The sequence below is a fragment of the Psychroflexus salis genome (genome assembly GCF_014640175.1).
GTDB lineage: Bacteria > Bacteroidota > Bacteroidia > Flavobacteriales > Flavobacteriaceae > Psychroflexus > Psychroflexus salis.
In genome coordinates, this window is record NZ_BMGL01000003.1 from 67,070 (window position 1) to 93,722 (window position 26,653).

Genomic DNA, 26,653 nt, shown 5'->3' on the forward strand with positions numbered 1-26,653 from the left:
GCATCCATTTTAAATGATATTGACTTCGAAATTGAGTTAATGCATAAAGATGAAGTGAATGTAGCTTACATTTTAAATCTTTTAGATCAAATCAATGATAATGATGATACTGAAGAGCAACAAAAGAAACGACAACAAGTTTCAGATTTGTTATCGGGTGATATCGACTTGCGAAGTAAAAAAGAACTCATAGAAAAATTTATTGACGAACAATTAGTAGGCAATAAAGTGGCTAGTGTTCAAGATGCTTTTGATGCGTATTGGAGTAAAGAACAGCGAAAAGCTTTTTTTCAGTTATGTGAAGAAGAAAATCTCAAACAAACTAAGGTAGAAAAAATAATAGAAGAAAAACTATTTGCTGATGAAGTTCCAGCATTACGTGAAAAAGTCCGCAAAGCCATGAAAGAAAAACAATCTATTTTAATTCGTAAAAAAAGCATTCCTAGAATAATAGACAAAATCAACAACTTCATCAATACTTTTATTGAAGGTATGGCAGCTTAGCGATTTTATTTTTAATAAAAATAGAACAAGTAAAAATCTGAAAAGTCAAACTTTTTGGTAGTATTAAAACACAGTTTGTGTCACAAATGTGTTACAAGTGTAAAAAAAAAAAGAGCTACATTTCTGCAACTCTCTGATTATCAAGTGATCGCGACAGGATTCGAACCTGTGACCGTCTGCTTAGAAGGCAGATGCTCTATCCAACTGAGCTACGCGACCATTTCACTATTTCAATAAGCAAAAAAAAACGAAATCAAGTTTTATTTTGCGGTTGCAAATATACGTATAATTACAAGTTTAGCAACTTTTCATTTAAGTTTTGTATAATAAAAAAACCGCTTCAACATCGAAGCGGTTTTTACTATAGTAATGTAGCTTAATTAGCGCCTTTCATTCCATCTTCAATCATACCAAAGAACTGGTCTAATTTAGGTAGAACTACAATGCGTGTTCTTCTATTTTTAGCTTTACCATCGCGTGTTTCGTTAGATGCAACGGGCAAATATTCACCACGTCCAGCAGCCGTCATTCGTTTTGGATCTACGTTAAATTCGTCTTGTAAAATGCGAACAACAGATGTAGCGCGTTTCACACTTAAATCCCAGTTATCTTCAATTACTTCTCTAGCAATAGGATCAGTATCTGTATGCCCTTCTACCATAAATTCGAAGTCTTTTTTATCGTTTACAACTTTAGCAACTTTCTCTAAAACTTTTCTAGCTTCTTTAGTAACGGTATATTGTCCGCTTCCAAATAATAATTTGTCAGAAATAGATACAAAAACAACACCTTTTTCAACCGAAATTTCAATGTCTTCGTCATTTACGTTATCCAATGCACCTTTAAGGCTAGTAACTAAAGCTAGTGTTACACTATCTTTTTTGTTAATCGCATCGCGCATGGTTTTTATTTGCAAGTCTTTTTCTTGCATGCTTTCTAAGGACTTTTGAAGATTTTCAGCTCCTTTTTTAGAAATGGTTGCCATTTCGCCTTGTGTATTTAATAAGGCATTGTTGGTTTTTTCTAAAACACTTATTTGTCGCTCGTAGCTGGTTTTCAAATTTGCTTTTTCATCTTCACAAACACTCAGCTTCATATTAGCTGATTTTAACTCGGTGCTTGTTTCTTGATACTTGTCTTCAAGTTCGCTGAATTTCTTTTTTGAAATACATGAACTCATCAATAGGGCAGCAATACTTACTAATACAATCGTTTTCTTCATTTTTATTGTAAATTTATTAGACACTGCAAATTTAAAGTCTTTTTGGCTACTTGCAACTGCTTAACACTACTTTAATTAAATATTTTAAAGTTTTTTATTTTACTAGATAACTAGGTAGTTTAATAATAAATTTTGAACTTAGCACAATCTGGTCTAAATGCCCAGTCTCTGCTGTATTTGTATTTACGTAATGCAAGTGTAAATAGCTTCCTTTGTGGGTAAAAATTCCTTCATGATGCTTACTGTAAAAACCTAATAAACTTCCATTTTTGTTATTTTTTGTGAATTTTACTTTGGCTTTTTTGTGCATTTCGTGGTTGTGGAGTTTTTCAGATGGATTTTTGTTGATGATGTGTGTTTGTATTTCATCAAAATTTGCTTCAATTATAAATGGAAAAGCTTCATTTGTATTAATTCCTTTTTCTGATGCAATTTCTTCAATTGTTTTTTCTAATTCTTTCAAACTTTTTATGGGTTTTTCAATAAAAAAAGAATCCCACTTGCTAGGGTAGCTGTACACTAAAAATGAAGCACTTAAACTTTTAGGTTTGGTGTTTACAACTTTCTTATTTTGTATGGCACTAACATAAATTTCGCCGTTTAAAATGGTAATTTCACCTTGCAACTCTGCAACCGGCCCAAGTGCAAATAGGCTTTTTTGCACTAGGGTGTCTAGTTTAACTTTAGCGCTTAAATCAATCCCTTTCATTACATCCATGGCTTTACCAATGGTGTATACTTTTTGTGCGTTTACTGTGCTAAACAATATAAGTAAAAGGAGTACTAATATTTTTTTCATTTTATTATTTTGTTGCAAATAAACGAATAATTTCAGCTTTTCCTTTATGGAAATTTCCTTCTTGTAATTCGATGACTTCATGCTTTAGTGAAAGAATTTGTAAGGCTTTAAAATCCTGTTGAAGCATTGCTTCAGTGTACAACATTTCTTCATTTTTAGGACCACCAGAAGCTCTGTTATGATGAAGTTGTTTAACGTGAAATGCTTCTAAAATAAGAGTGCCGCCAGGCTTTAAACTCTTTATGATATTTTGGTGTAATACATGGCGTAAATCAGCTGGCGGGTGGGCAAAAATTAAAGCAGCGGCATCGTATGTGTTTTCACTAAAATCGTAATGGTGTAAATCCGATATTTCATAATTTACATTTACGTTTTTAATTTTTGCTAAAGATTCAGCTTTCTGTTTGGCAGCTTCAGAAAAATCGAATGCATCAACTTTCCAGCCTTGAGTTGAACAAAAAACCGCATTTCTTCCTTCTCCTTCAAAGGGAAGTAAAATTTTGCCAGGTTCTAATTCTTCAATTTTGTTTGCTAAAAACTCGTTTGGTTTTGTTCCGTAGGCAAATTCTTCAGCCTTATAACGTTCGTTCCAAAATTCTTTCATTAAATTTTCTTTCAAAACAAAACAAACTTCATCAGATATCCTGTAACTTTGGTTACAAATTAAATGTTATGCTAAAGCAAATTATTCTTGGTTTTTTATGCTTCCCACTTTTTTTGTTTGCTAATGAAAAAGAAATTGAATTAAAAACAAAAAAAGTAACTGTTTTTTTATCTGGTGCTCAAATTACAGCTCATGCACAATTAAATTTACTAACCGGGAACAACACCTTGGTGTTTTCCGATGTATCACCCAATATAAATCCGAATAGTATACAGGTGAAGGGTTTAAACAAAGTGAGTGTTAATTCTATTCAATTTGATGTAACTTATTTAAAAGAACAGAAAATTTCTGCTGAGTTAGCTCAGTTAAAAGAAAAATTAGAAGTTTTAAAAGATAAGATAGCTGCCAAACAAAGCAGTATTGACGCCTTAGAAACCGAAGAATCGGTTTTGATGCAAAATAAAAAAATAGCTTCGACTGAAACCAATACAAGTTTAGCCAAGTTAAAAGATTATGCATCATACTACCGAGAACGAACGGAAGTGATTTACAATCAATTGTATAAAATTAAGAAAGAACGCGATCAATTTCAGGAAGAACTAAACAATGTTCAACGAGAAATACATAGTCTAGAAAGTAAAAACAGAACTTCTCGGGGCAAAATTAAACTTTTATTAAACAGTGAAGTTACGCAAAACACAAATTTAGAAATATCCTACTTAGTGCAAGATGCTGGCTGGTATCCAAACTACGAGTTACGTGCTGAAAATATAAGTTCTCCCATAAATTTATTGTACCAAGCTAAAATTTTTCAAAATACAGGCGACGATTGGAATGATGTGGATGTTAAGCTATCTACAGCTGATCCGAGTTTGAATAACGTGAAACCAAACTTGTTTCCTTATTATTTGAATTTTAACAGTCTTGCTCCCTCACCACCAGCACCTGAGGTAATTGAAGTTGTTGAAGATGAGTCAGTACTTATTCGAGGCATGAGCTCTACCGTAAGAAATTCGTCAAGTAAACTTTCTAATCTTAACGATGTAAAAAAAATGGAAAAACTAACCGTCATGAATTTTAAACTCCCCAAAAAATACAGCATCAAATCTAACGACGAGCCATTAAAAGTCAAACTCGATCAACAAGATGTTGAAGCGGATTTTGAATATTATTCAGCTCCAGTTTTAGATCCCAAAGTCTATTTAACAGCTACTTTAAAAAATTGGCAGTCCTTTGACTTACTCCCTGGTGAAGCTAGAATCTATTTTGAAGATACCTTTACAGGAACTATTTTTATGGACGCCAATGTAAATACCGAAGATTTTGTGGTTTCTTTAGGAAGCGACCAAAATATAGTGGTAGAACGCGAACAGGTGAATAAACTACAAAGCAAATCTTTTTTTAGAAACAATTCAATTGTTGAAAAAGAATACGAAATCAGTATTAAAAATAACAAAAATGAAGCGGTGGAGGTGAAGCTAGAAGATCGAATCCCAATTTCACAAAACAGCGATATTAAAGTAAGCGATGAAGTGTATGAAGGAGCCGATTTAAATAAAGAAAAAGGTATTTTAACTTGGAATGTGGAACTGGAATCTAAATCTAAAGTGACTAAAAAATTTGCTTTTAAAGTTAGCTATCCAAAAGGTAAGCGCATTAATTTAGAGCGGTAGCAATTCGAAATAAATTTATGGATTGGCTTTTTACAACTAATATAATTTCAATTTTATAAGTCAGTTTTATCGGTATACTTACCCAAGATTGAAGGGAAGAAGTTGAATTGATAGTTGTTTCAAAAACAGGTTTTTAAATGTTGAATTAAATCTTGATTACACCAAGAGAGCAGACGACCTTTTTGCAGCTTAGGATTTTATTGAAGAACAAGCATTAGAGTTAAAAAAAAAATCGGCTTTACTTGTTGTAAAGTAAAGCCGATTTCCAAATCAAATTAACTAATCAAAATTTATTTTTTATCCAAAGCAATTTCATTTTGGTTTCGAAAAACTAATTCACCATCAAACTGATCTAGTAAAATAATGCTTTCTGCACTTACTTTTTGCGCTAAAATTTCTTTAGAAAGCTGATTCAAAACTTCTCGTTGTATAGTTCGTTTTACAGGTCTTGCACCATATTGTGGATCGAAACCTAAGTTGGCCAAATGCGTAATGGCTTCTTCGGTCGCATCTAAGGTAATACCTTGTTTACTCAGCCTGTTTTTTAAAGCTTTCAATTGTATTTTAACAATGGCTTTAATATCCATTTGCGTGAGTGGCGTAAACATAACCACATCGTCAATCCGGTTTAAGAACTCTGGTCGAACGCTTTTTTTCAACAAACTTAAAACTTCATTTTTTGCTGCTTCGGTAGCCATTTCAGCATCTTGTAAACTATCAAATTTTTCTTGAATAATGTGGCTCCCAATATTCGATGTCATTACAATAATGGTGTTCTTAAAATCGGCGACACGTCCTTTGTTGTCGGTTAGTCTGCCTTCGTCTAAAACTTGCAATAAAATATTGAAGGTATCGGGATGCGCTTTTTCAATTTCATCTAGCAAAACAACAGAGTACGGTCTTCTTCTAACGGCTTCAGTAAGTTGTCCGCCTTCATCGTAACCCACATATCCTGGAGGTGCGCCCACCAACCTAGAAACGGCATGCCGTTCTTGGTATTCACTCATATCAATTCTAGTCATGGCATTTTCATCGTCAAACATAAATTCGGCTAAAGCTTTGGCCAGTTCCGTTTTACCAACACCTGTTGTTCCTAAAAATAAGAATGATCCTGTGGGTTTGTTTTGGTCTTGTAATCCAGCTCGGCTTCTGCGTACAGCATCGCTTACGGCAATAATTGCTTCGTCTTGTCCTACTACACGTTTGTGTAATTGCTCTTCTAATTTTAGTAATTTTTCGCGTTCGGTTTGCAGCATTTTTGTAACTGGAATTCCAGTCCATTTGGCTACCACTTCAGCAATATCGTCGTAATTTACTTCTTCTTTAATCAAGTTATTTTCCCCTTTTTGTGCATCAACCGCTTCTTGATACGTAGCCAATTTTTCTTCTGCATCTTTAATTTTCCCGTAGCGAATTTCTGCTACTTTTCCATAATCTCCATCGCGTTCAGCTCGTTCAGCTTCTAAACGAAAATTTTCAATATCGGTTTTGGCTTGCTGAATTTGGTCTACTACATCTTTTTCGTTTTTCCACTTGGCATTAAGTTCATTTCGCTCTTCTTTTAAATCGGCCAATTCTGAACGAAGCATTTTCAACTTATCTTCATCTTTTTCGCGTTTAATGGCTTCAATTTCTATTTCTAATTGCATGATTTTTCTGTCTAATACATCCAACTCTTCTGGTTTAGAATTGATTTCCATGCGCAATTTAGAAGCGGCTTCATCCATTAAATCGATGGCTTTGTCAGGTAAAAATCGATTGGTAATGTAGCGTTGAGAAAGCTCTACTGCACCGATGATGGCATCATCCTTAATACGTACTTTATGGTGAGTCTCGTATTTTTCTTTAATTCCACGTAAAATCGAAATAGCTGCTTCGGTATCGGGCTCGTTCACCATCACTTTTTGGAAACGACGCTCTAGAGCTTTGTCTTTTTCAAAGTATTTTTGAAATTCATCTAAGGTAGTAGCTCCGATGGCACGTAATTCTCCACGAGCTAAAGCGGGTTTTAAAATATTAGCTGCATCCATGGCACCTTCACCACCGCCAGCACCTACTAAAGTGTGAATTTCATCAATAAATAAAACAATATCGCCATCGCTAGAAGTTACTTCTTTAATTACCGCTTTTAGGCGCTCTTCAAACTCACCTTTGTACTTGGCACCGGCGATTAATGCACCCATATCTAAGGCATAAATCTTTTTCGATTTTAAGTTTTCAGGTATATCGCCAGCAATAATTCGATGTGCTAAACCTTCTGCAATAGCGGTTTTACCTGTTCCGGGCTCTCCGACTAACATGGGGTTGTTTTTGGTTCTTCTCGAAAGAATTTGTAATATTCTTCTAATTTCTTCATCACGACCAATTACAGGGTCTAATTTTCCTTCTTCGGCCATTTTATTCAAGTTGTTGGCGTATTTGTCTAGAGAATTATAAGTTTCTTCAGCACTTTGTGAAGTCACTTTATCGCCTTTTCGAAGTTCATCAATCGCTGCTTGAAGTCCTTTTTCGGTGGCTCCTTGATCTTTTAAAATTTGTGCAATCTTAGATTTACTCTTAAAGATAGCCAAGATTAAATGCTCAATAGACACATACTCATCGCTTCCTTTTTTAGCAAGTAATGAAGCTTCATTTAAGGTTTTTCCAGCTTCTCTAGAAAGCATAATGTCTCCACCTTCTACTTTTGAAAAACTAGCTAAACTTTTGTCTACTATTTGTGTTAGTAAACTCGGATTAATATTTAGTTTTTTCAATAAATATGGAGTTACGTTTTCATCTACTATGGAAATGGCTTTAAATAAATGCTCATTTTCAATTTGCTGATGCTGTAATTCTTGAGCAAGTTGCTGCGCTTGCTGTACAGCTTCTTGAGACTTTATGGTATAATTGTTAAAGTTCATCTTTTCTTTTTACAATAGTATTAGCAACTAATATGCCGAGTAAAAAATGTGTCAAAATGACAATTAAATGGATTAAAATAATGTCAAAATGACATTGTTATAAATGTTTTCTTGTATGTTTAATACAAACATTTCTAGTCTTCGCTTATTTCAACAAAGCTCAGCACAAGCAAGGGAAGAAGTTTGGATTGAGAATTAAGGACAAATAAACAAAACATCAGATTACAAACTCTCTATTATTATCTAACGACCTTTTCTCTTTAGGCGATTTACTGCGTATAATCGAAGTGGAAATGCCTAAAAGGTAAAGGGTGTTTTTATTCAAAAACTGAAACTCAAATCATTCTTGAATAAAACAAACATTTAAGATTTAAATGCTTATTAATTAATAAATTTGAATCTTAATTCAACATATCAATGGGGCTATTTAAAAATCTATTTTCAACTAAGAGCGAAACGAATGAGAATTCAAATCAATCAAATGCTACGAATTGGTTCAAACTAACAAAGGCAGATCAGCTTTCTAGTTTAAAACAGATTTCTAATAAAAAGTTAGTTGTTATTTTTAAACATTCTACCCGATGTGGAATTAGCCGTATGGTGTGGAATCAATTTCAAGCTTCTGCTGATTTTCCAAAAGATGAAGTAGAATTGTTTTACTTGGATTTATTGTCTTATCGAGAAGTTTCTGATGCCATAGCACAAGAATTTCAAGTGCTGCATCAATCGCCACAACTCATTATTTTAAAACACGAAGAAGTAGTACATCATGCATCGCATTCGGCTATTACGGTTTCTTCAATACATTCATTTTTAAATAATTAAGCGATATTTCGCTTTCATTTTTAAAAAATAGTAGTAAATTAGTTTTGTAAACTAATTTTTCATCCTATGCTCGTAAAAATCTACGGAAGCGCTGTTTTTGGGGTAGAAGCGCAAACCATTACCATTGAAGTTAATACCGCAAAAGGAATCGGTTACCATTTGGTAGGACTACCCGATAAAGCCATACAAGAAAGCAGTTTTCGTATTCAAGCTGCTTTAAAAAATACAGGCTATAATTTTCCTGGTAAGAAGATTACCATTAATATGGCACCAGCCGATTTACGCAAAGAAGGTTCGGCTTACGATTTGAGTTTAGCCATTGGCGTTTTAGCAGCTTCATCGCAAATTATTTCTGAAGATTTACACAAATACATCATTATGGGCGAATTATCCTTAGATGGAAGTTTGCAGCCCATTAAAGGGGCTTTACCTATCGCCATCAAAGCGAAAGAAGAAGGTTTTGAAGGTTTTATTTTACCTAAGCAAAATGAAAAAGAAGCAGCGATTGTCAATGGTTTGAAGGTGTATGGTGTTGAACATATCGAGCAAGTAATCCGCTTTTTTCATGAAGGAAAAAAACTGGAACAGTGCATTGTAGATACTCAACAAACCTTTTACGACTGCCTAAGTAAACCTGAATTTGATTTTGCCGACGTGAAAGGTCAAGAATCCATTAAACGCTGTATGGAAATTGCTGCAGCTGGTGGACATAATATTATTATGATTGGTCCGCCAGGTTCTGGTAAAACCATGTTAGCGAAACGTTTACCGAGTATCTTGCCGCCCATGTCTTTACAAGAAGCTTTAGAAACCACTAAGATTCATTCTATTGTTGGACGGGTAAAAGAAAATCAAGGTTTAATTGCCGAACGCCCATTTAGAAGTCCTCACCACACTATTTCTGATGTAGCACTCGTTGGAGGCGGCAGCTATCCACAACCTGGAGAAATTTCTCTCTCGCACAATGGAGTTTTATTTTTAGATGAATTACCCGAATTTAAACGTACGGTTTTAGAAGTAATGCGCCAACCTTTAGAAGATCGCGAGGTAACCATTTCGAGAGCGCGATTTACCATTACGTATCCGTCTAGTTTTATGTTGGTGGCGAGCATGAATCCGAGTCCTGGTGGTTATTTTAACGATCCCGATGCGCCGGTAAGTTCTTCACCAGCAGAAATGCAACGGTATTTGAGCAAGATTTCAGGCCCATTGCTCGACCGAATCGATATTCATATTGAAGTAACTCCAGTTCCATTTGATAAATTAAGTGAAGAACGCCGTGGCGAAAGTAGTGTCGACATTAGAAAGCGGGTAACGGAAGCCAGAAATATTCAAACGGAACGCTTTGCTGGGCTAGACAATATTCATTACAACGCACAAATGGGAGTGAAGCAAATTAGAGCTTTTTGTGCATTAGATGAAACTTCTAAAACTTTATTGAAAACCGCCATGGAACGATTAAATCTTTCTGCTCGCGCTTACGACCGAATTTTAAAAGTAGCGCGCACCATAGCCGATTTAGAAAAACAAGAGCAAATTCAAGCTAACCACATTACAGAAGCCATACAATACCGTAGTTTAGATCGCGATGGTTGGTTAGGGTGATGTATTTTTAAATCTGCCATTCCGCACTTAGATGCGGAATCTAAAAACATCAATGCAACCTGTCTTTCCGCACTTGATGCGGAATCTTAGGAATTTGACCTATAACTTAAATTAAACTTACTTCTGATTTTTGCGCTTTTGCTCTTCAGCTTGTTCCATAATTTGCTGCATTTTTCGAGCAAATTTGCCTTTTTTCTTTGGCTTTTTCTTGTTCATTTCAATCTTAGCCAAGATTTTATCTTCGTCGATAATTACTTTTTTAATGACTAACATAATTCCAATGGTAATTAAATTAGAAACAAAATAGTATAATGAAAGTCCACTAGCGTAATTGTTGAAGAAAACCAACATTACCAATGGCGAAATGTACATAATCACTTTCATATTCGGCATACCGGGTTGTTGCATCTGCTGCATGTTTTGACCTGTGGTCATTCGCATATAAAAGAAAATAGCTACAGATGCCAGAATTGGAAATAAACTTACATGATTTCCATATACCCAAGAAATTAAAGGAATATAGGTATCCCATTCAAAAATAACATCGTAACTCGATAAATCATCTGCCCATAAAAAGCCTTTTTGGCGCAAATCGAATGCACTGGGGAAGAATCTAAATAAGGCATAAAATACAGGGATTTGTAATAAAGCAGGAATACAACCACTTAACGGACTCACGCCTGTTTTGCTGTACAGCTTCATGGTTTCCTGCTGTTTTTTCATGGCGTTGTCCTTGTATTTCTTATTCAACTCGTCAATTTCAGGACGCAAAACCTTCATTTTAGCTTGCGATAAATAGGACTTGTAAGTAACTGGCGAAAGCACAATTCGAACCACAATCGTCATTATAATAATCGCTAAACCATAACTAGGTAAAACACCACTTAAAAACCCGAAAAATGGGATAAATAAATATTTATTAATCCAGCCAAAAATTCCCCAACCTAATGGAACGGCCATATCTAAATCACGTTCGTAGATTTCTAAAATTTTAATATCGGTAGGTCCATAATACATGTTCATACCTTTGGTGAATTCTCCAGCTTCTAATTGAAGTGGCAATTCAGCTTTATAATTTTTAGTAAAAACGGTATCTACTTGTTCATCTTGAACTAAATTTTCAGAAATGAATTTACCTCTTGAAAAAGGCGAATCGGCTAATAAAATAGAACTAAAAAAGTGTTGTCGAAAAGCTACCCAATCAATGTTTTTTTCTTCTTCTTCGGTTTGCTCTCGTTGGTTGGTATAATCACTCGTATCATCATATTTAAAAATAATTTCCGAATATTGATTTTCATACGAAATACTTTTTGCAAAGCGATAAGCTTTTATTTGCCAAGTAAGTAAGGGTTCTTCAGCAGTATTTAAAATTTGATTTAAACCTCGCGAACGGATGTTGAAATCCATCATATAATCATTGGGTTTCAATCGGTACTCAAACGCCAAGTAATTTTGCTCAGTAGCTTTTAACTTCATTTGTAGCACTTGGTCTTCACCTTCTTGTGTAAGTTTAGGTTCAAAATACAAATCTTTGGTGGCTAGCTTTTTGCCATCTTTGGTATGTAAATCGATGGAGAAGTTAGCATTACCATCTTTAATTAAATAAATGGGTTTACCGTTATAGGTTTCGTAATTCAGCACTTCAGCTTCAATAATTTGCCCACCGCGGTTACTTATTTTTAAGCGTAAAACATCGTTGCTAATTTCGGTAACTCCATCTTTATTCGATGCAGCCATTTCAGCGTAAGCAAATGCTCCAAGTTGTTGTTGCGCAATAATACGTGCAATAGAATCGTTCTGTAGCTCAGCAGGTTCTACACTTGTTTGCGTAGCTGCATTGGTTGTGGTGTTAGTAGTTGATGCTTCGGGTTTAGCTTCTTCAACTTGCTCGGTAGTGGTTTGTTTGGTTGCGCTTTCTTCATCTTGGTTCATGTATAACATCCAAAAAAGGATCAAACCTATTAGCACAAAGCCAATTAATGAATTGACATCAAATTTTTTATTTTCTTCCATCCAGCTTAATTTGCTTGAAAAATTTTATAATTGATTTGCAAAAGTGGTTAAATTATCTCAATTTTTGATTGAATTTACTTTAAAATTGCAAGTTTAGGAGATTAGCCTTTAGTTTTTATTGTCTTTTTGTTTTTTTGTTTTTGCAGCACCAATAAACGAAACAAAAAGCGGATGTGGTTCTGCTACCGTGCTTTTATACTCTGGGTGATATTGTACGCCCATAAACCAAGGGTGATTAGGCAGTTCAACAATTTCTACTAAGCCTGTCTCTTTGTTTTTACCAGAACACACTAAGCCAGCATGTTCTAAATCATCAATGTATGCGTTATTTAATTCGTACCGATGTCTATGTCGTTCAGTAATAGTTGGTTTGCCATACACTTTTTCGGCTAAACTATGGGGTGTTAATTCGCATTTCCAAGCGCCTAAACGCATGGTACCGCCCATATTTTCAAGGTTTTTTTGACTTTCCATGATATCGATAACAGGATTCTTGGTTTGTTCGTCCATTTCTGTAGAATTGGCATCTGCTAAACCAAGAATGTTACGGGCAAACTCAATTACAGCCATTTGCATACCAAGACATATTCCGAAAAAAGGAATTTTATTTTCACGAGCAAATTTTACTGCAGCTATTTTCCCTTCAATTCCCCGTTCACCAAAACCTGGCGCCACTAATATTCCGTCTAATTCTTTTTCGGCGGCTTTATGGGTTTCAAAATATTCAGAATGTAAACTCTTAACTTTAACCACTACATCATTCATTGCACCAGCATGAATAAACGATTCTAAAATAGATTTATACGAATCTTGTAATTCTACATATTTGCCAACAAGCCCAATGGTTACCTCTTCGGTAGCATTTTTATGCCGTTGTAAAAATTCATTCCATTTGCTTAAATCTGGCAAAACTTCTTGCGATAAATTTAATTTTTGAAGTGTAATTACATCTAATCCTTCTTCTAACATTAGGTTAGGCACATCGTAAATAGTCGATGCATCGATAGACTGAATAACAGCTTCGCGTTTTACATTACAAAACAAAGCTAACTTTCTACGTAAATCTTCGCTTAACTCGTGTTCGGTTCTACAAACTAAAATATCAGCTGCAATACCGCTTTCCATCAACGTTTTTACACTATGTTGTGTAGGTTTAGTTTTTAGCTCTTTAGCAGCAGACAAATAGGGCACAAGGGTTAAATGAATGACCAAGGAATTGTAATCGCCCAATTCCCATTTTAATTGGCGAACGGCTTCAATGTAGGGCAAAGACTCAATATCGCCAACAGTTCCACCAATTTCGGTAATTACAATATTGTACTCGCCTGTATTGCCTAAAATTTGAATGCGTTCTTTAATTTCGTTGGTAATATGCGGAACCACTTGTACCGTTTTACCCAAATAATCTCCACGGCGTTCTTTTTCAATTACACTTTGGTAAATTCTACCTGTAGTAACATTATTAGCTTGCGAAGTATTTACATTCAAAAAACGCTCGTAATGCCCTAAATCTAAGTCGGTTTCTGCTCCGTCTTCAGTTACAAAACATTCACCATGTTCGTATGGATTTAAAGTCCCTGGATCTACGTTAATGTACGGATCTAATTTTTGAATAGTGGTTTTATAACCACGAGCTTGTAGTAATTTCGCTAATGAAGCGGCAATGATTCCTTTCCCGAGAGACGAAGAAACACCGCCAGTAACAAAGATGTATTTTGTTTGGGCCATTGTGTTGTATTGATGTCTATACGGGACGCAAAAATATGGTTTTCCTAGTAAACAAACTTCCCATTTATATAGAAAATATTATTATTTTTTTGGGGCTTACCACATTCCGACTTGGGTCGGACTGTGGTCGGGCTTTTCGTTGCAATGCTTCACCCCAAAAGCACAAAACTAAAAACTCCAGTTGGCTTCTAGCGTCGCCAGCTGGAGTTAAGTTTTGTAAGCTTTTGGGTCTGCAGGATTTTCACTACAATCCCTAAGCCAGTCTTCAGTTAACAATTTACAGACAACGGTCAACAGACATCAGTCCTTTTTGTCTTTTTTTCTTTTTGTCTTTTTGTCTTTTTTTCCTTTTGTCTTGAATCTTTTCTCTATTTTCTCAAATCTCAAATCCTTTCAGTCTAGTCTCTAGTTTTGTCTCTTGTCTCTAAGAGCACAGCGAAGTCATCTCTCTAAAACCCAAGCAAAAGCCTTTATTTCTTCAATAATTTGGCCATGTAAAATCCATCGTGACCAGTTTCACTAACTAAAACTTTTTCTTCTTTGGCCAGTTGAAAATCAGCACCATCTTCACTTGCTAAAAAGGCTTCTACTTGTTTTTCGTTTTCGATGGGTAAAATGGAGCACGTAGCATATACTAAAGTACCACCTTTTTTTACAATTTTGCTGTAGTCGCGAAGTAGGTCTTGTTGTTTGTTAGTAATTTCTTCAATAAAACTTGGTTTCAATTTCCATTTAGCATCAGGATTTCGGCGCAAAACACCTAATCCAGTACATGGAGCATCAATTAAAACTGCATCTGCAGACTCATGTAATTTTTTAATCACTTTAGTAGAGTCGATTAAACGGGTTTCGATATTATGAGCACCGGCGCGCTTTGCTCTTCGTTTTAATTCCTTTAGCTTTTGTGGAAAAATGTCTAAGGCAATTAATTGTCCTTTGTTTTCGGTAATGGCTGACAAATGCAAAGTTTTACCACCAGCGCCTGCACAAGTGTCTACTACCCGCATGCCTGCTTTGGGCGATAAGTATTTACTCACTTTTTGAGAAGAAGCATCTTGAACTTCAAACCAGCCTTTTTCAAAACATTTGGTAGCAAATACATTAGCACGATTAGAGAGTTGTAATGCATCTGGAAAACCATCTATAAACAAGGTGTCTATTCCTTCTTTTTCGAGCTCTAATTGCAATTTGGCTTTGTTGGTTTGTAGCGTATTTACTCTTAAAATAACCGGTGCTTGTTGGTTTAAAGCAGCTAATTCTTTTTCCCAAACATCGCTCCCTAGCTGTTCTTCGCCAAGTTCATCTAACCAATCTGGAATGGACTCTCTGTATTTTCTTATTTTGCTTAACTCATCAAATTTTCCTTTTATTTTTCGAGTTGGGGTATCTTCAAATTGTTTCCACGCTGGAATTTCGATACCACGTAAGGTTGCCCAAACCGTGAAAAGCCTAAACAGATTTGTTCTAGAATAATGCTTATTTATATCGGCTATTTCACTATACAAGCGCTTCCATCTTACAATGTCGTAAGTGGTTTCTGCAATAAAACTTCGGTCTCTAGAGCCCCAACGCTCATCGCGTTTTAAGGTTTTAGAGATTTCTTTATCGGCGTAGGCTTCTTTATTAAAAATTGAGTCTAAGGTATCGATTACTGCAAATACCAAATTACGATGTAAACGCATAGTTTTGAATTAATTTGCAAAATTACGCAATTACTTTGTAGTAGCTTCGCTAGAGCGATATTGTTTCAATAGTTTTTTGTTGAAATTGTATTCAGCATGTTTTAGCTGCATAATTTTTTTGGCAGAAATTACGCTACTTAAATCGTCCATAAAATTTAAACGGTTTTCCAGCCGCTGATTTAAATACAGTTTATATCGAGCAAGCAGCTGTGATGCTTCTTGGTCAGTGTAGGTGTCCACTTCTCGTAAACCTTCTTTTATAGTATTCCACTCTGTGTCTCCTAAATCTTGATAAATTCGATTATGTTTGTTGTAAATTGGCCAAAACTTTTCTGCTTCTTGAGTACTTAAATTTAATTCTGATGTAAAATAAGCTACTTTAAGCGATTGAATTTTATCTTCACTTAAATCTTCTTGCGTGCTTTTAGTATGAGCATCTGCGTTGTTAGCATCTTTTTTTGATTCATTTGAGCTTTCAGTTTCAGGTTTAGCCGCATTTGACTGAGATTGATCTGCATTTGGATTGCATCCAATAAGCATCAATATTGCAAATAATAAATGTAATGTAAGTTTCATTTTATTCATCTAATAGTTCAATATCTTCTAATTCGTGATCTAGGTATCTTAATATAACATCTTGGTTGATGCCTTGTAAATTACTTTCAGCAATGTCTAATTCGCTTTCAGTTATATACAAGTTTCTCATTTCTGAATACGGTAGAATATTATTTTCAATATAAATTTCAATATCAGATTCATTTAAACTTGAAAAGTTATTGCTTTTTGTATTTTGATTGGTGTTATTTACTTTTAAAATGCTATAACTTGTTATAATAATTAATAAAATAGCAGCAATTCTAGCTACTTTATAATACCAAAGTGTTCGTATTTTAGTTTGGTTTTTGACTTCGGTTTGTTTTAAAATTTTATTTTCTACATCATCAAAATAAGCTTCAGGAATTTTAAACCCAGTAGCAGGAAGCTCTTTAATTTTATGGTTTGTATGTAAATCTAAGGTGTTTATTAGCCTAGCTTCGAAGTTCTCGAAATAGTGCTTTGGGGTTTTAAACCCACTAGGTTGTTTAGATTTTTTTTTATTCAATTCCATATATTTAAGACCAGTTTTTTTTCAGATGGTTTAATTGTTTTTTAAGTAGTCTTCAATTTTATTTACCGCATGATGGTAATTCGATTTTAAGGCGCCAATACTGGTATTTAAAATTTCTGCCATTTCTCTATATTTCATTTCCTGAAAATACTTCATGTTAAAAGTAATACGTTGTTTTTCGGGTAATGTTGCTATTGCTTTTTGAAGTTTCAATTGTATCTCATCTCCTTCAAAATATACATCGCTTTCTAAATTATTGATAATGTAATCTTGAATTTCTTCGTTAGAAATTTTTAGTTTTTTTGCTTTTTTGTTTAAAAACGTAATGCTCTCGTTCGAAGCGATGCGGTACATCCAAGAATATAATTTGCTTTCGCCTTTAAATTTATCGATGTTTTTAAAAACTTTTATAAAAACATTTTGCAAAACATCGTCAGCATCTTCGTGTATTTTTACAAAATTACGGATATGCCAATACAAGCGAATCTTGTATTCTTTTACAAGTATAGCAAATGCTTCGTTTTTTTTAGCTGGATTTTGAAGTAGTTGTACTAGCTCTTCGTCTTGCAATTGGGTTGATTTTTAGCAAAGCTAACTGAAAATTAAAGTTTCAATTTAGTTTTAGGCTAATTTTTAGAAATTTCACTTCTAATAAACTGAATTTACTTTTGTTTTGGGGGATATTTTTTTAAAATTTCCGTAACTATTTCATTAATTCGTTCTTCTTTTTTATCCATTTCCATGCTTAAAATACCTTTACCTAAACCTTGCCAAACCAACTGGTTTTTGTTTCGATCTATTAAATCAATAAATAAAGAACCTTCTACGTTTTTGCTAACGCTAGTCATGGGCATTCCCCATCCCCAACCCCAGCCAGGACCCCATCCCCAACCAAAATTATTTTGATAAATATTGATGTTTTCTTCAGCTTCAGTAAAAATATTGACTAAAACATCTGGATTTTCAGATTTAATCATTCCTTTAGCAGTTAATTCACGATCAATTGCACGTAAAATTCTACGTTTATCTAAATCAGATATTTCAACTTCATCGATACCGGGTTTGTAAAAAGCAAAGGTTTTGTAATTGTCAAAACTTACTTCTTTGTCGTAGTCTACGGCTACGCTAACCGAAGAACATCCGTGTAATGCTACGAATAAAATTAGTACGGGTATTAATTTAAGAACCTTCATTGTATTTAGTTTTTAAAAAGCGCATCGTCTACTAGATTGGGAATCGTAACTTTTAAATTGGGCTCCATTTGCATAGCTCTTTTAATTGCAAAAATCGCTTCATCATTTCTTGCCCAAGATCGTCTTGCAATTCCATTATTTACATCCCAATGTAACATAGCGTGCAACTTTCGATTTGCATTAGTACTACCATCAAGAAGCATACCAAATCCACCGTTTATTACTTCACCCCAGCCAACGCCACCGCCATTGTGAATGCTTACCCAAGTAGCACCACGAAAGGAATCGCCAATTACATTTTGTATGGCCATATCTGCGGTGAATTTACTTCCATCGTAAATATTAGATGTTTCTCGATAAGGAGAATCTGTACCAGAAACATCGTGATGATCGCGCCCTAAAATTACTGGCCCAATTTCTCCTTTTTCAATTGCTTTATTGAAAGCAGCCGCAATTTTCATTCTGCCTTCTGCATCTGCATATAAAATTCGCGCTTGAGAACCGACTACTAACTTATTGGTTTGAGCACCTTTAATCCACTTAATATTATCGGCCATTTGTTGCTGAATTTCAGCTGGAGCTTCAAGTTTTAAATCTTCTAAAACTTGGGTTGCGATGGCATCGGTTTTAGCTAAATCTGCTGGTTTTCCTGAAGCACAAACCCAACGGAAAGGACCAAAACCGTAATCGAAACACATCGGTCCCATAATGTCTTGTACATAACTTGGGTAGGCAAATGCTGCATTGGAATTATTAAGTTGACCTGCATCAACCAAATTCCCATTTTCATCTTTAAACACTTTTGCGCCAGCTCGCGAAGCTTCTAGTAAAAAGGCATTTCCATAATCGAAAAAATAAGTGCCTTTTTGGGTGTGTTTATTTACCGCTTCAACATGTCTTCGTAAGCTTTCCTGAACAACTGTTTTGAATTTTTCAGGTTTAGCAGACATCATTTTGTTAGCTTCTTCATAGGAATAACCAGCAGGATAATAACCACCAGCCCATGGATTATGCAAGGAAGTTTGATCACTTCCTAAATCAATATGAATGCCGTCTTCGTCAAATTTTTCCCAAACATCAATTATATTTCCATCGTAAGCAATGGAAACTACTTCTTTATTGGCTTTGGCATGCTGAACGCGTTTTGATAATTCATTTACATCAGAAATTACTTCATCTACCCAACCTTGTTCATATCTAGTTTTTGTAGCTTTTGGATTTACTTCAGCACAAACGGAAACACAACCCGCAATATTTCCAGCTTTGGGTTGAGCACCACTCATTCCGCCTAAACCTGCTGTTACAAATAAGCCACCTTCTGGACTTTTATTTATTTTTCGGAAGCCGTTTAAAACGGTAATCGTTGTGCCGTGTACAATTCCTTGCGGACCGATATACATATAACTTCCTGCCGTCATTTGTCCGTATTGTGAAACGCCTAGCGCATTGAATTTTTCCCAATCATTGGGTTGAGAATAATTAGGAATGACCATACCGTTGGTTACGACAACTCGTGGAGCGTTTTTATGCGAAGGAAATAAGCCCATAGGATGACCTGAATACATCACCAAAGTTTGTTCGTCTGTCATTTCAGCTAAGTATTGCATGGTCAATAAATATTGCGCCCAATTTTGAAAAACACCACCATTGCCACCGTAAGTAATTAACTCATGTGGATGTTGAGCTACAGCTGGGTCTAAGTTATTTTGAATCATCAGCATTAGCGCTTTGGCTTCTAGACTTTTTCCAGGATAAGCTTCAATTGGCCGAGCATACATTTTATAATCAGGTTTAAAGCGATGCATGTAAATTCTTCCGAATCGATTTAATTCTTCTTTAAATTCAGGAAGTAATACGGCGTGATGTTTTTTGTCGAAATAACGCAGTGCATTACGAAGAGCAAGTTTTTGCTCGTCAGCGCTAAGAATTTTTTTGCGAATAGGAGCGTGGTTTACATTTGTATCGTATGTTTTTTTAGGTGGTAATTCGTTTGGTATTCCTTGTTGAATTTCGGCTTCAAAAGTTAAGGTAGTGTTCATCTATTCTGTTTTTTTATCAAATCCGTAAGGGCAATGTCGGCAACCGCTTTTACAGCAATAACCACGCTTTAAGTGATATTGTTCTGTAAAACATCGGTAGCCTTCTGGAGTTAAGTAATAATCTCCATCTTCTAACGGAATGTGTTTTTTCTTAAAAGTCATTTCACAAAAATAAGGATTCTTTAATCTTATGGTCATTAACTAGCTAAATTTTAGCAATTCTTCATTAGATTTCTTTAAAATTAATGTTTCATAATTTTATAAACTTAAAGCAACAAAATGAAAATCTTCTAATGCAAATTATTTAACAAATTATTTAGAAAAAAACTTGCGTTGATCCATAAATATAATTATTTTTAAAAAATTATTTAATTAGATATTATTAAAAACACCGCAACACCGCAACACCGCAACACCGCAATTAACAGATTTTCTTCAATTATTATCGTGCTAATATGTTGTATAATGAATACAACAAATCTATTTGTACAAAGCTCTAACCCTGTAATACATTACTATTATATTGAAGAAGCAAGCCGAGATTTGCTAAATCCTACTAAAATAATTGAAAATGCTAATGGTACTAAAACTTTAGAATTTAGAGATAATTTTTTAGAAAACTTCTTTAACCAATTTACTATTTATCATTATGACAGAGAATTTAAGTGGTCTAGAAATACTGAATTACATAAATATTATCTTATTGGCGTTCACTCCCAACATATCCTTAATAATTTAAATTCTATTAATGAAATTGTTTTTGCTGAATATATTGGTACAGGAGAAGAATATCCATTAAATACAATGAATTCTCCAAATCCTGATGATTATATAGATAATAATGATGTTATAAATGCTTGGGTGCCACTCCCAACCGAACCAAACGAAGGTTTTACAGTATTTAATGTAAGACCTTATGAGCATTTAGAGTTGGTTAATGCTAAGAGGGCATGGAATATTACTACAGGTGATCCAACAATAGCAATTGGAATTAAAGACATAAATTTTTATCTAGATCACCCTGATTTAGAAAATGAAGTTTTGCATCTGAAGTAACATCTGAAACTGGTATGCCAGGTTCAGGAAATTCTCACTGAAACAATGTAATGGGAGCAGCAGCGGCAGATACAAATAATAGTTTCGGTATAGTATCCATTGGTTATGATAGTTCTTTAATCCCTTTTTACAATACTAATTTTTTTCATCATACGGCCGCACTTTATCTTGCTGAAAATTATGATGAAATTAAGGTTGTTAACATTAGTATGTCAGGTACTTCTTCATATGTTGCAGGGTTAGTATTTAAAACAGTTTGGGAAGATGAAGGTGTTACAATTGTCGCCGCAGCTGGTAATGGCTGGCAATCTAATTCAGATGGAGAAGCGTATTATTACCCTGCATCTTTTGAACATGTGATATCAGTAAGTAGTGTCGGAAGTCAAAACAAATATGGAACTGTTGATGAAAATAATAGAAGTTATGATTGGAAAGACGTGCACCAACTGCATGTAAACAATCCTAATTATACACACCAACATAATGATAAGGTAGATTTAGTTGCTCCTGGATATTCTGTAGCAACAACTACTGGGCATAATGGATATAGACTTTCTTATGGTACTTCATTTGCTTCTCCTATGGTTGCTGGAACAGTAGCTTTAATGTATGAAGTTTATCCAGGTATTACACCAGATGAAGTAAAACAAATTTTACAAAGTACAGCAGATGACATTTATCATATACCAGAAAATCAACCATATATAGGTGAGCTAGGAGCAGGAAGACTTAATGCTTATGCAGCTGTTTTAACTGCTAAATGTATATACGAAGACAATCCTAACCCTGATTTAGATTTAATGATGCAAAATTCTAAAGATGATTTTGGTGTAGAACCTAATACAGAAACCGATGTAATTTGGAATAGTCCAGATATTTGGGTACGAAATCAACCAGATGGGCATTTATACATGGATGTTTTGTTTTTTAAGTAGAATTGTAAGTAGTGATGATTTAATGACTACGCCAGAAGGAAACAATGCTGCATTAAATACTAGAAATAATAATAATATCGCATATAAGAATGAAACGGTGATTGATGTAAGCAATTTAGCTAAAGGCATGTATTTGGTAAAAGTTAAAACAGAAGAAGGAAGTGCATCTAAGACGTTGATAAAAAACTAGTAAATTATTTTTATCTAAATTAAAACCCTGCAAGCGTTCTAAACGCTTGCAGGGTTTTATATTAACATAATAAGTTTGTTACTTTTGTATAGCCAAATAAATATTTCAAATTCTTTATATCATTCATGACAAATACTTCTTCTAAAGCAAAACACATTCGCGCATCCTTTTTTCATTTTTTTGAGGATCCAAACCTTGAGTCTGAAGCTCATCAATTTATTGAAGATGGAATTTTATCTGTTGAAAATGGAAAAGTAGAATCACTAGTTCCATTTGAAGCTTTTCAAATTGAAAATCCTGATGCCATTTTCGAAGATTACTCAGGTAAATTAATTATGCCCGGATTTGTAGATATGCACATTCATTACCCACAAACCGAAATGATTGCTGCTCACGGTGAAGAATTATTGCAGTGGTTAAACACTTATACTTTTCCTACTGAAACTAAATTTAAAGACAAAAAGCATGCTCGTAAAATAGCTGATTTCTTTTTGAAGCAATTATTAAAAAATGGAACCACAACTGCATTGGTTTTTGGTACAGTCCACCCACAATCGGTTGAAGCTTTTTTTGAAGCTGCCGAAAAAATGAATTTACGCATGATTTGCGGAAAAGTAATGATGGATCGCAATGCACCAGAAGAATTATTAGATACGGCAGAATCTAGCTATGAAGAATCTAAAAAATTGATTGAAAAATGGCATAAAAAAGAGCGTTTGCTCTATGCTGTAACTCCGCGTTTTGCTATTACTTCGAGTCCAGAACAGCTTCAAAAAGCAGGCAAATTACTAAAGGAATTCTCCGACGTGTATTTGCACACGCATTTGTCTGAGAACAAGTCTGAAATTGAATTTACCAAATCCTTATTTCCCGAATGTAAAAACTACTTAGATGTCTTTCAGCAAGCTAATTTGCTACAAAAACGTTCAGTCTTTGCACACGGAATTCATTTAGAAGAAAACGAATGGAAACAACTGCAACAACACGACTGCAGTCTAGCCTTCTGTCCAACTTCCAATTTATTTTTGGGTAGTGGTTTGTTCAACTTACAAAAAGCCGAAGAACTCAACATAAAAGTAGGTTTAGGAACCGATGTTGGAGCAGGAACTAGTTTTAGTATTCTACAAACTTTAAATGAAGCTTATAAAGTTACTCAATTGAGAAAAGCTTACGCTGAAAATCCATCAACTATAAAACCACTATCTGCGTTAAAGTCTTTTTACTTGGCCACTTTGGGTGGAGCTAAAGCGCTTCATTTAGATCATGTAATCGGTAATTTTGAAGAGGGAAAAGAAGCAGATTTTGTGGTTATTGATTGGAAAGCTACTGACTTACTAAAATTCAGAATAGAAAACAGCTCTACTTTTGAAGAGAAATTATTTGCTTTACAAATCATAGGAGATGATCGAGTAGTGGAAGCGACTTATATTTTAGGTGAAAAACAAAACTTGGACTAGTGCAAGAACTTGATTTTTTCCATACAAAGATTCGTACTCGCCATCAGTTGGTATGCAAAGATGCTTCAACTGGAATAGAATTATGGATAAAGCGCGAAGACGAAATTCACCCAGTAGTTTCGGGTAATAAATTCAGAAAACTCAAATACAATCTGCTTCAAGCTCAAAAGGAAGGAAAAACCAAACTGCTCACTTTTGGTGGTGCTTATTCTAACCATATAGCAGCAACAGCAAAAGCTGCTCGTTTAAGTGGGTTACAAAGCATTGGTATAATTCGGGGAGACGAATTGGCAAAGAATTTTTCTACTGTTTTACAAGAAAATTCAACTTTGAAGTTTGCTCATCTAAACGGAATGCAGTTTTATTTTGAAACACGAGAAAACTACCAAAATAAATATGCTTCATCTCAGCTGGAAAAATATAAAAATTTATTTGGTGAAGTTTTTGTAATTCCTGAAGGTGGAACCAATGCCTTAGCCATTCAAGGTTGTAAAGAAATTCTTTCTAATGAAGATTCAAAATTCGATGTAATTTGTAGCTCAGCTGGAACTGGTGGTACAGTTGCTGGATTAATTGAAGCGGCTTCAAATCATCAAGAAGTAATTGCTTTTTCTGCTTTAAAAGGAAATTTTCTGAAAGATGAAATCAAGAAATGGACTTCAAAAACCAATTGGCAGTTAAATACAGACTTTCATTTGGGAGGTTATGCAAAAGTTTCAGAAGAATTAATTCAGTTTATCAATTCGTTTTATACAACATATCAAATTCCATTAGATCCAATTTATACGGGTAAAATGTTGTTTGGTTTGTTTCAACTTATAAAATCGGGCTATTTTTCAGAAAATACTCGTATTTTAGCGATTCATACAGGCGGACTACAAGGAGTAGAAAGTATGAATAAAAAGTTACAAAGTCAAAATAAAGAAATTATAACATTCAAGTGAAAATCAACACCATTTTTCAATTTTCAAAAGCTACTTTAATTGCATTAGTGCTTTTATTTTTGTTAGCATCATGTGGAACAAAACGAAAAGTAAGCACAACGAATTCATCAAAACCGAAATCTACATCAACACAGGAGATAAAAAAATCAACACCTTCAACAACAGTTAGCAAAGTTGAAGTTGAAACTCCAACTAAAGTAAGTCCCAAAACCGTTGATAAAGAACCTGTATTTAAAAATCCAGTTGAAGCCTATATTTGGCAATATTCGGATATTGCACAAGAAGAAATGCGTTTGTATGGAATTCCTGCAAGTATAACCATTGCACAAGGAATTTTAGAATCAGGATCTGGAAATGGAAATTTAACCAAACGTTCCAACAATCATTTTGGTATTAAATGTAATGGTTGGCAGGGTGAAAAAGTTTATCATGATGATGATGAATTGCAAGAATGTTTCAGAAAATATAAAGATCCTAAATATTCGTTTAGAGACCATTCGCTTTTTTTATATGAACGACCACGATATGCTTTTTTATTCAATTATAAAATATCAGATTATAAAGCTTGGGCAAAGGGACTTCGAAGAGCAGGTTATGCAACCGACAGAAAATATCCAGATAAGTTAATCAGTTTAATTGAACGTTTTCATTTAGACGAATTAGATGCAGAAGTTATCAATGGAACACCACCACCACATTTTCCAAAACCTAAAAGCAAAGTAGATTATACAACCAGTGTTTACTATGTAAAAGCTGGAGATACCTTATATAAAATTTCCACACAATTTAACCTTACGGTAGAAGAGTTAAAACAGCTTAATCAATTAAAAAGCAATAATTTAACTATTGGTCAGAAATTGTATTTAAAACCCTTAAACAAAAAATGATTTACAAAAGAAGCAGTGCGTTATTCAACGAAGCTAAAAAATATATTCCAGGAGGTGTAAACTCGCCTGTTCGAGCATTTAATTCGGTAGGAGGAGAGCCTATTTTTGTAAAAAAAGCCAAAGGCGCCTATTTGTATGACGAAGATGGAAACCGTTTAATTGATTATATTTCTTCTTGGGGTCCGATGATTTTAGGACATGCGCACCAACCTGTAATAGAAGCCGTAACCGAAAAAGCCAAAGACGGTACTTCTTTTGGAATTCCTACAGAATTAGAAACCAAAATAGCCAAATTAGCGGTAGAAATGGTTCCTGGTATCGATAAAATTCGTTTTGTAAATAGCGGGACAGAGGCTTGTATGAGTGCCGTTCGATTAGCGCGTGGCTTTACAGGAAAAGATAAAATTATCAAATTTGCTGGTTGTTACCATGGTCATTCTGATTCATTTTTAATACAAGCAGGTAGTGGAGCGGTTACTTTTGGAGCTCCCAATAGTCCTGGCGTAACCAAAGGAACTGCAAAAGATACCTTACTAGCCAATTACAATGATTTAGCTGGAGTAAAAAAATTAATTGAAGCCAATAAAGGCGAATTAGCCTGTATTATCGTAGAACCCGTACCTGGAAATATGGGCTGTATAATTCCTAATAAAGGATTTTTAGAAGGCTTGCGAAAATTATGTAACGAACACGAAATTTTATTGGTTTTCGATGAAGTAATGACGGGTTTTCGATTAGCCCAAGGTGGTGTTCAGGAACGATTAGGTGTCTTGGCAGATATTGTAACTTTTGGAAAAGTTGTGGGTGGCGGTTTACCCGTTGGCGCTTTTGCAGCTCGAAAAGAAATTATGTCGCATTTAGCTCCTGAAGGACCGGTTTATCAGGCTGGAACTTTAAGTGGAAACCCTTTAGCCATGGCCGCAGGTTTCGCTATGCTAGATGAATTAAATAAACATCCAGAAATTTTTGAAGAACTTGAAAAAAAATGTATCTATTTACATAAAGGCTTAACAAATGTGCTTCAAAAACACGAAATTCCACATAGCATTAATCGAATAGGTTCGATGCTTTCAGTTCATTTTGAAGAAGAACCAGTTGTCGATTTTAAAAGCGCAGCTAAGGCTAATAATGAAACCTTTAAAAAATATTTTCATGGCATGTTGAAACGTGGTGTTTATTTACCACCTAGTGCTTTTGAAAGTTATTTTTTGAATAATGCTTTGAGTTACGAAGATATTGACTTTACGGTTTCAGCTTTAGAAGATTTAGCTCACGAATTGAAATAAAAA

24 protein-coding genes and 1 tRNA gene are annotated in these 26,653 nt (G+C 34.5%); 11 read left to right on the top strand and 14 right to left on the bottom strand.

Going from position 1 to position 26,653, the window contains the following annotated elements:
- Nucleotides 1-504, top strand: a 504-nt coding sequence (locus IEV63_RS02830) for a type I restriction endonuclease subunit R, EcoR124 family (protein WP_444544427.1), incomplete at its 5' end; no start/stop codon positions are given.
- A gap of 145 nt (nucleotides 505-649) precedes the next feature.
- Here the strand turns inward: IEV63_RS02830 and IEV63_RS02835 are convergent.
- From IEV63_RS02835 to IEV63_RS02850, 4 genes are all read right to left on the bottom strand, one after another.
- Nucleotides 650-723 (bottom strand) — tRNA-Arg (locus tag IEV63_RS02835).
- Between the two features lie 157 nt (nucleotides 724-880).
- Nucleotides 881-1,726: an OmpA/MotB family protein gene (locus tag IEV63_RS02840; protein ID WP_188405249.1), complete on the bottom strand. Its 846-nt coding sequence runs from the start codon at nucleotides 1,724-1,726 to the stop codon at nucleotides 881-883.
- Nucleotides 1,727-1,820: 94 nt separating this feature from the next.
- Nucleotides 1,821-2,525: an acetolactate decarboxylase gene (locus tag IEV63_RS02845; protein ID WP_188405250.1), complete on the bottom strand. Its 705-nt coding sequence runs from the start codon at nucleotides 2,523-2,525 to the stop codon at nucleotides 1,821-1,823.
- A 4-nt stretch (nucleotides 2,526-2,529) separates the two neighbouring features.
- Nucleotides 2,530-3,129, bottom strand: coding sequence for a class I SAM-dependent methyltransferase (locus IEV63_RS02850; protein ID WP_188405251.1), 600 nt, complete (start codon nucleotides 3,127-3,129; stop codon nucleotides 2,530-2,532).
- Between the two features lie 68 nt (nucleotides 3,130-3,197).
- Here IEV63_RS02850 and IEV63_RS02855 point away from each other — a divergent pair, with 68 nt between their 5' ends.
- Nucleotides 3,198-4,802, top strand: a complete 1,605-nt coding sequence (locus IEV63_RS02855) for a DUF4139 domain-containing protein (protein ID WP_188405252.1) — start codon at nucleotides 3,198-3,200, stop codon at nucleotides 4,800-4,802.
- Nucleotides 4,803-5,092: 290 nt separating this feature from the next.
- Here the strand turns inward: IEV63_RS02855 and clpB are convergent, their stop codons facing one another.
- A complete protein-coding gene (clpB, locus tag IEV63_RS02860; RefSeq protein WP_188405253.1) occupies nucleotides 5,093-7,702 on the bottom strand; it encodes an ATP-dependent chaperone ClpB in 2,610 nt (869 codons plus the stop codon).
- A 417-nt stretch (nucleotides 7,703-8,119) separates the two neighbouring features.
- Between clpB and ytxJ the strand changes: the two genes are divergently transcribed.
- Complete coding sequence (gene ytxJ / locus IEV63_RS02865; protein WP_188405254.1) at nucleotides 8,120-8,527, top strand: bacillithiol system redox-active protein YtxJ; 408 nt, start codon at nucleotides 8,120-8,122, stop codon at nucleotides 8,525-8,527.
- A gap of 66 nt (nucleotides 8,528-8,593) precedes the next feature.
- Nucleotides 8,594-10,132, top strand: coding sequence for a YifB family Mg chelatase-like AAA ATPase (locus IEV63_RS02870; RefSeq protein WP_188405255.1), 1,539 nt, complete (start codon nucleotides 8,594-8,596; stop codon nucleotides 10,130-10,132).
- Between the two features lie 117 nt (nucleotides 10,133-10,249).
- On the opposite strand, the gene yidC is transcribed toward IEV63_RS02870, so the two are convergent.
- The 9 genes from yidC to IEV63_RS02915 all read right to left on the bottom strand — a co-directional run bounded on the left by yidC (nucleotide 10,250) and on the right by IEV63_RS02915 (nucleotide 20,057).
- A complete protein-coding gene (gene yidC / locus IEV63_RS02875) occupies nucleotides 10,250-12,145 on the bottom strand; it encodes a membrane protein insertase YidC (protein WP_188405256.1) in 1,896 nt (631 codons plus the stop codon).
- Nucleotides 12,146-12,253: 108 nt separating this feature from the next.
- Nucleotides 12,254-13,873 carry a CTP synthase gene (pyrG, locus tag IEV63_RS02880; RefSeq protein WP_188405257.1) on the bottom strand — a complete coding sequence of 540 codons (1,620 nt, stop codon included), beginning with the start codon at nucleotides 13,871-13,873 and terminating at the stop codon, nucleotides 12,254-12,256.
- Nucleotides 13,874-14,343: 470 nt separating this feature from the next.
- Nucleotides 14,344-15,555, bottom strand: a complete 1,212-nt coding sequence (locus IEV63_RS02885) for an RsmB/NOP family class I SAM-dependent RNA methyltransferase (RefSeq protein WP_188405258.1) — start codon at nucleotides 15,553-15,555, stop codon at nucleotides 14,344-14,346.
- A 30-nt stretch (nucleotides 15,556-15,585) separates the two neighbouring features.
- The gene (locus tag IEV63_RS02890; protein WP_188405259.1) at nucleotides 15,586-16,131 is read right to left on the bottom strand and encodes a hypothetical protein; all 546 of its coding nucleotides are present in this window, start codon (nucleotides 16,129-16,131) and stop codon (nucleotides 15,586-15,588) included.
- A 1-nt stretch (nucleotide 16,132) separates the two neighbouring features.
- Nucleotides 16,133-16,663 carry a hypothetical protein gene (locus IEV63_RS02895; protein ID WP_229737161.1) on the bottom strand — a complete coding sequence of 177 codons (531 nt, stop codon included), beginning with the start codon at nucleotides 16,661-16,663 and terminating at the stop codon, nucleotides 16,133-16,135.
- Between the two features lie 30 nt (nucleotides 16,664-16,693).
- Complete coding sequence (locus IEV63_RS02900; protein ID WP_188405261.1) at nucleotides 16,694-17,233, bottom strand: RNA polymerase sigma factor; 540 nt, start codon at nucleotides 17,231-17,233, stop codon at nucleotides 16,694-16,696.
- A 92-nt stretch (nucleotides 17,234-17,325) separates the two neighbouring features.
- Entirely contained in the window at nucleotides 17,326-17,856 is a 531-nt protein-coding gene (locus tag IEV63_RS02905; protein ID WP_188405262.1) for a DUF4136 domain-containing protein, read from the bottom strand.
- A gap of 5 nt (nucleotides 17,857-17,861) precedes the next feature.
- A complete protein-coding gene (gene hutU, locus IEV63_RS02910) occupies nucleotides 17,862-19,895 on the bottom strand; it encodes a urocanate hydratase (protein ID WP_188405263.1) in 2,034 nt (677 codons plus the stop codon).
- Nucleotides 19,896-20,057: a C1orf53 family protein gene (locus IEV63_RS02915; RefSeq protein ID WP_188405391.1), complete on the bottom strand. Its 162-nt coding sequence runs from the start codon at nucleotides 20,055-20,057 to the stop codon at nucleotides 19,896-19,898. It lies immediately after the preceding gene.
- Nucleotides 20,058-20,360: 303 nt separating this feature from the next.
- Between IEV63_RS02915 and IEV63_RS02920 the strand changes: the two genes are divergently transcribed.
- From IEV63_RS02920 to hemL, 7 genes are all read left to right on the top strand, one after another.
- Nucleotides 20,361-20,951, top strand: coding sequence for a hypothetical protein (locus IEV63_RS02920; RefSeq protein WP_188405264.1), 591 nt, complete (start codon nucleotides 20,361-20,363; stop codon nucleotides 20,949-20,951).
- 50 nt (nucleotides 20,952-21,001) lie between these two features.
- Complete coding sequence (locus IEV63_RS02925; protein ID WP_188405265.1) at nucleotides 21,002-21,886, top strand: S8 family peptidase; 885 nt, start codon at nucleotides 21,002-21,004, stop codon at nucleotides 21,884-21,886.
- Nucleotides 21,849-22,076, top strand: a complete 228-nt coding sequence (locus IEV63_RS02930; RefSeq protein WP_188405266.1) for a T9SS type A sorting domain-containing protein — start codon at nucleotides 21,849-21,851, stop codon at nucleotides 22,074-22,076. Before IEV63_RS02925 ends, IEV63_RS02930 begins: the two co-directional genes overlap by 38 nt.
- Before the next feature lie 125 nt (nucleotides 22,077-22,201).
- On the top strand, nucleotides 22,202-23,533 hold the full coding sequence (guaD, locus tag IEV63_RS02935) for a guanine deaminase (RefSeq protein ID WP_188405267.1): 1,332 nt from the start codon (nucleotides 22,202-22,204) through the stop codon (nucleotides 23,531-23,533).
- Nucleotides 23,533-24,477 carry a 1-aminocyclopropane-1-carboxylate deaminase/D-cysteine desulfhydrase gene (locus tag IEV63_RS02940; RefSeq protein WP_188405268.1) on the top strand — a complete coding sequence of 315 codons (945 nt, stop codon included), beginning with the start codon at nucleotides 23,533-23,535 and terminating at the stop codon, nucleotides 24,475-24,477. The genes guaD and IEV63_RS02940 overlap by 1 nt, the downstream gene beginning before the upstream one ends.
- Complete coding sequence (locus IEV63_RS02945; RefSeq protein ID WP_308419924.1) at nucleotides 24,474-25,364, top strand: glucosaminidase domain-containing protein; 891 nt, start codon at nucleotides 24,474-24,476, stop codon at nucleotides 25,362-25,364. The genes IEV63_RS02940 and IEV63_RS02945 overlap by 4 nt, the downstream gene beginning before the upstream one ends.
- The gene (hemL, locus tag IEV63_RS02950) at nucleotides 25,361-26,650 is read left to right on the top strand and encodes a glutamate-1-semialdehyde 2,1-aminomutase (protein ID WP_188405269.1); all 1,290 of its coding nucleotides are present in this window, start codon (nucleotides 25,361-25,363) and stop codon (nucleotides 26,648-26,650) included. Before IEV63_RS02945 ends, hemL begins: the two co-directional genes overlap by 4 nt.
- The last annotated feature ends 3 nt before the right edge of the window (nucleotides 26,651-26,653 follow it).

Excerpts from the sequence above, each read along its gene's own strand:
- IEV63_RS02930 (WP_188405266.1), top strand. The coding sequence starts at position 21,849 with ATGGGCATTTATACATGGATGTTTTGTTTTTTAAGTAGAATTGTAAGT.
- IEV63_RS02925 (WP_188405265.1), top strand. The coding sequence starts at position 21,002 with ATGGGAGCAGCAGCGGCAGATACAAATAATAGTTTCGGTATAGTATCC.
- IEV63_RS02850 (WP_188405251.1), bottom strand. The coding sequence starts at position 3,129 with ATGAAAGAATTTTGGAACGAACGTTATAAGGCTGAAGAATTTGCCTAC.
- clpB (WP_188405253.1), bottom strand. The coding sequence starts at position 7,702 with ATGAACTTTAACAATTATACCATAAAGTCTCAAGAAGCTGTACAGCAA.
- IEV63_RS02870 (WP_188405255.1), top strand. The coding sequence starts at position 8,594 with ATGCTCGTAAAAATCTACGGAAGCGCTGTTTTTGGGGTAGAAGCGCAA.
- hutU (WP_188405263.1), bottom strand. The coding sequence starts at position 19,895 with ATGAACACTACCTTAACTTTTGAAGCCGAAATTCAACAAGGAATACCA.
- guaD (WP_188405267.1), top strand. The coding sequence starts at position 22,202 with ATGACAAATACTTCTTCTAAAGCAAAACACATTCGCGCATCCTTTTTT.
- IEV63_RS02915 (WP_188405391.1), bottom strand. The coding sequence starts at position 20,057 with ATGACTTTTAAGAAAAAACACATTCCGTTAGAAGATGGAGATTATTAC.
- hemL (WP_188405269.1), top strand. The coding sequence starts at position 25,361 with ATGATTTACAAAAGAAGCAGTGCGTTATTCAACGAAGCTAAAAAATAT.
- yidC (WP_188405256.1), bottom strand. The coding sequence starts at position 12,145 with ATGGAAGAAAATAAAAAATTTGATGTCAATTCATTAATTGGCTTTGTG.
- ytxJ (WP_188405254.1), top strand. The coding sequence starts at position 8,120 with ATGGGGCTATTTAAAAATCTATTTTCAACTAAGAGCGAAACGAATGAG.
- IEV63_RS02895 (WP_229737161.1), bottom strand. The coding sequence starts at position 16,663 with ATGGAATTGAATAAAAAAAAATCTAAACAACCTAGTGGGTTTAAAACC.
- IEV63_RS02840 (WP_188405249.1), bottom strand. The coding sequence starts at position 1,726 with ATGAAGAAAACGATTGTATTAGTAAGTATTGCTGCCCTATTGATGAGT.
- IEV63_RS02890 (WP_188405259.1), bottom strand. The coding sequence starts at position 16,131 with ATGAAACTTACATTACATTTATTATTTGCAATATTGATGCTTATTGGA.
- IEV63_RS02885 (WP_188405258.1), bottom strand. The coding sequence starts at position 15,555 with ATGCGTTTACATCGTAATTTGGTATTTGCAGTAATCGATACCTTAGAC.
- IEV63_RS02905 (WP_188405262.1), bottom strand. The coding sequence starts at position 17,856 with ATGAAGGTTCTTAAATTAATACCCGTACTAATTTTATTCGTAGCATTA.
- pyrG (WP_188405257.1), bottom strand. The coding sequence starts at position 13,873 with ATGGCCCAAACAAAATACATCTTTGTTACTGGCGGTGTTTCTTCGTCT.
- IEV63_RS02845 (WP_188405250.1), bottom strand. The coding sequence starts at position 2,525 with ATGAAAAAAATATTAGTACTCCTTTTACTTATATTGTTTAGCACAGTA.
- IEV63_RS02855 (WP_188405252.1), top strand. The coding sequence starts at position 3,198 with ATGCTAAAGCAAATTATTCTTGGTTTTTTATGCTTCCCACTTTTTTTG.
- IEV63_RS02920 (WP_188405264.1), top strand. The coding sequence starts at position 20,361 with ATGAATACAACAAATCTATTTGTACAAAGCTCTAACCCTGTAATACAT.